Source organism: Pseudoalteromonas sp. Z1A6 (assembly GCF_011378745.1).
Lineage (GTDB): Bacteria > Pseudomonadota > Gammaproteobacteria > Enterobacterales > Alteromonadaceae > Pseudoalteromonas > Pseudoalteromonas arctica.
The window spans coordinates 1-3238 of record NZ_WTKW01000422.1 but is presented as its reverse complement, the minus strand read 5'-3'; the positions used below and the strand labels follow the sequence as shown (position 1 = coordinate 3238).

5 protein-coding genes are annotated in these 3238 nt (G+C 35.8%); all 5 read left to right on the top strand.

The annotated features are described in order from the left end of the window. Window positions 1–323: EAL domain-containing protein (locus tag GQR46_RS18040; protein WP_165741865.1), on the top strand; the 323-nt coding region annotated here is incomplete at its 5' end. 187 nt (window positions 324–510) lie between these two features. Next, entirely contained in the window at window positions 511–972 is a 462-nt protein-coding gene (locus GQR46_RS18035; RefSeq protein ID WP_165728892.1) for a GNAT family N-acetyltransferase, read from the top strand. A gap of 244 nt (window positions 973–1216) precedes the next feature. After that, the gene (locus GQR46_RS18030; RefSeq protein WP_165741862.1) at window positions 1217–2086 is read left to right on the top strand and encodes an MYG1 family protein; all 870 of its coding nucleotides are present in this window, start codon (window positions 1217–1219) and stop codon (window positions 2084–2086) included. A gap of 106 nt (window positions 2087–2192) precedes the next feature. Next, window positions 2193–2660 carry a hypothetical protein gene (locus tag GQR46_RS18025; protein ID WP_165741858.1) on the top strand — a complete coding sequence of 156 codons (468 nt, stop codon included), beginning with the start codon at window positions 2193–2195 and terminating at the stop codon, window positions 2658–2660. Window positions 2661–2681: 21 nt separating this feature from the next. Further along, window positions 2682–2912: a hypothetical protein gene (locus tag GQR46_RS18020; protein WP_024611212.1), complete on the top strand. Its 231-nt coding sequence runs from the start codon at window positions 2682–2684 to the stop codon at window positions 2910–2912. Window positions 2913–3238 lie beyond the last annotated feature (326 nt).

Below are 3238 nucleotides of genomic sequence, written 5' to 3'. Positions count from 1 at the left end.
TTGATGATTTTGGAACTGGGTATTCTTGCTTAGCTTATTTAAGTGCGTTTCCTGTTAAAGAACTAAAAATAGATAAGAGCTTCATTGATAAAATTTTAGACAATGAGATTGGTTTTAATATCGCGAAAACAATTATCAGCTTAGGGAAAAGCTTAAACTTAGCGGTAGTGGCAGAAGGTGTAGAGACCGCTGAGCAGTACAATTTACTTAAAAAAATGAATATTGATTCGATGCAAGGTTACTTAATCGCAAAACCAATGGATAAGGAGCGCTATTTAAAATGGCATAACGCTAAAAATAAGCCTCACGATCTAATTACTTAAAGCTCAACGCAATTTAATAACAATAATCTAACTGCTCATTTTGGTACTGGATTATTTATTGCTCTTAGTGATGAAATTTCACAATGCAGTCTCCCCTAAAGATTTTTTTGTTAAACAGTGCTAAGCTACGTCCGCTTAAATATATTATTTAAAGCTTAATAAACTTATAACAATGAATGGAAGCTTTATGCAGTTAGTTGATTTGAATCCAAGTGATCCCGATGTAGTTAACGTATTTGACGATATAGACCGACTTATAAATTCGTTGTACCCTGTTGCAACAGCTCAGTCTCTTGAGTTAGACGAATTAACCTCACCTAATGTATATGCTATTGGTTTAAAAACCGAAGAGGGAATTATTGCCTGCGGTGCGATTGTCGAGAAATTTGATACTCAACCTTATGGCGAAATAAGACGTTTATACGTTAAACCAAGCCATCGTGGTAAAGGGCTATCGAGACGTATTATGCAAATTTTATTGCATCAAGCTGGTGAAAAGCAAATCCCGTTAATACGTTTAGAAACAGGCCCAAAGCAAATAAAATCTATCAGTTTATATGAAAATTTAGGCTTTAAACGTTGTGGCAGCTTTGGCTCATATGTCGATAATCCACAAAGTGTATTTATGGAACTAGGGCTTAGCCAATAAGTTAACTAGCTCTGCGGCATGTTAAAGTTTAACGTGTCGTAAATACCCTTTCCTGCAATCACCCATTATTACCTTGCAATAAACGCTATACTTAAAACTAATAACTATAAAAACTCCTTTTATAGCTAAGCAAAAAATACTTCACTGTTTTTAACACCTGTCTTCGTATAAAATCTGTCTCGATAATTAGTAATTAACTTACAAAGCGAGAATTTTTATCTTTTCTAATAGTAGCGATAAACCAATGAGCGAAATAACAGTAGTAACCCACAATGGTAATTTTCATGCAGACGACGTTTTTAGTATTGCGGTACTTAAACATATTTTGCCAGCGTTTAAGCTTGTTCGTACTCGCGATAAAGCGCTTATAGAAAGTGCTGATATTGTTGTTGATGTAGGCGGCGAATATAACCCAGATACAGGTCGATTTGATCATCATCAACGCGGTGGTGCGGGTGAGCGTGAAAATGGCACTCCTTATTCATCATTTGGTTTAATTTGGAAAAAGTACGGTTTAACGCTTTGTAATGATAATCAAGCAGTAGCAGATAGAGTTGACTCTGGCCTGGTATCGACTATTGATGCCATTGACTGCGGTTACGTAAAAGGTGTGGTTGAGGGCATAACGCTGAGTCAAACAATTTCAATGTTTAACCCTACATGGGAAGAAGAAAGTAACTTTGATGCCTGTTTTGATGAAGCTGTTGAATTTGCAGCGCGTATGCTCGTTCGTTTTATCGCTTCAGCTCACGGTAGTGTTAATGCAAAAGAAATTGTTGCCAAAGCAATTGAAAATGCAGACGATGCCAGAGTAATCGTGCTTGAAAAGTACACACCGTGGAAAAAAACAGTCCATATTTTATCAAGTGACGCACTATACATGGTTTATCCGTCTCACTCAGGGCAGTGGATATTACAAACGGTGCCTGTTGAGCCTGGGTCGTTTGAAGATAAAAAATCGCTTCCTAAAGCGTGGTCTGGCTTATCTGATCAAGCGTTTGTAGATGAAACAGGTATTGATGATGCCGTGTTCTGTCACAATGGTTTATTTATAGCGGGTACTAAATCGTTTGAAAGCACAATGAAGCTTGCCACAATGGCGCTTGCTGAATAAGAGCTAAAAATAATACCTAAATAAAATTTTGAGATAGATACTTGCTTGTAAAATGATTAATTACGGTAGTATCTATTCTCAATTTTATGTTTGTAAAGGGAATTGGATGGAAATAGAATCTGCATTAAAAGAAATACGAATGGTTTTAAAAAGCCATATTACCGAGCTTACTGCTGCGTTTGAATCCATCTATAAAATGGGTATACCCGATGAGGCAGATAAAATTGTAATCTGGATCCCTCTGGGTAGTCCTTACAACCTGTCGTTTACTTACATGACAAATGATGCAAATGAAATTTATAAACCAGGAATGGATTTTGGCGCACTTGCTGTTCTAGATGAACCTTTAGAAAGCTTGATTGACAACTACATGGATTCTGAATTTTACAAAGATATATCAAGAGCTACAGATATTGAAGTTGCATCGTGGTTATATACAGCACTAGAGTCATCATCGTTTAAAGGCGTTAGCTTACATAAGGCTATGGCAATTAATAATGTGTGTGCATATTTTGATTTGAAAACGTTAACTTTAATAGACGATTCAGATATGTGGTCGGAATATCAATCTTAAGCAATAGAGTTAATTAATATTATGCCAAAGCTTACTCATAATGAAATCACCCTTGAGCTTCCTGAAAGCCGATTTTTTGAAGATATGTTTGGGGTAGACTACCCAGGTTATCTCCCTTATTGGCTTGCCTATATGAGCCCAAAAGAGAGGCAAGCGTACCTCTTAGCTACAAAGTCAGAGTATATGGATATAGTTGATGAGATGTATAACGAAAGCTTTAATTGGCAAGAATGGTTACCTTACCCTTATTAAAACGTCACAAAATCCCGCACGCTAATTATCTATTTACTGTAATAAGATGCTCTAAAGTTTTAATTTGAATACCTAACTAGCGCTTTTTTCAAATAAGGAAAAAGATGAACATTTCATGTCTTGTGATTATTTTTGCATGTATAGCAGCTAGCTATCTTTTTTTTGCGTTTTTTATTTATAGGCTACCAAAACCCCAGCAGCAAAAATGTATTGAAGGTGAAATTGTATTTATTTTTATTGATATGAATACTCACTATAAGTATTGATGAACGGTTATGTTTTTTTAGATTGACGTTGAACGTTTTAGGGGGACAAATTTACCCATA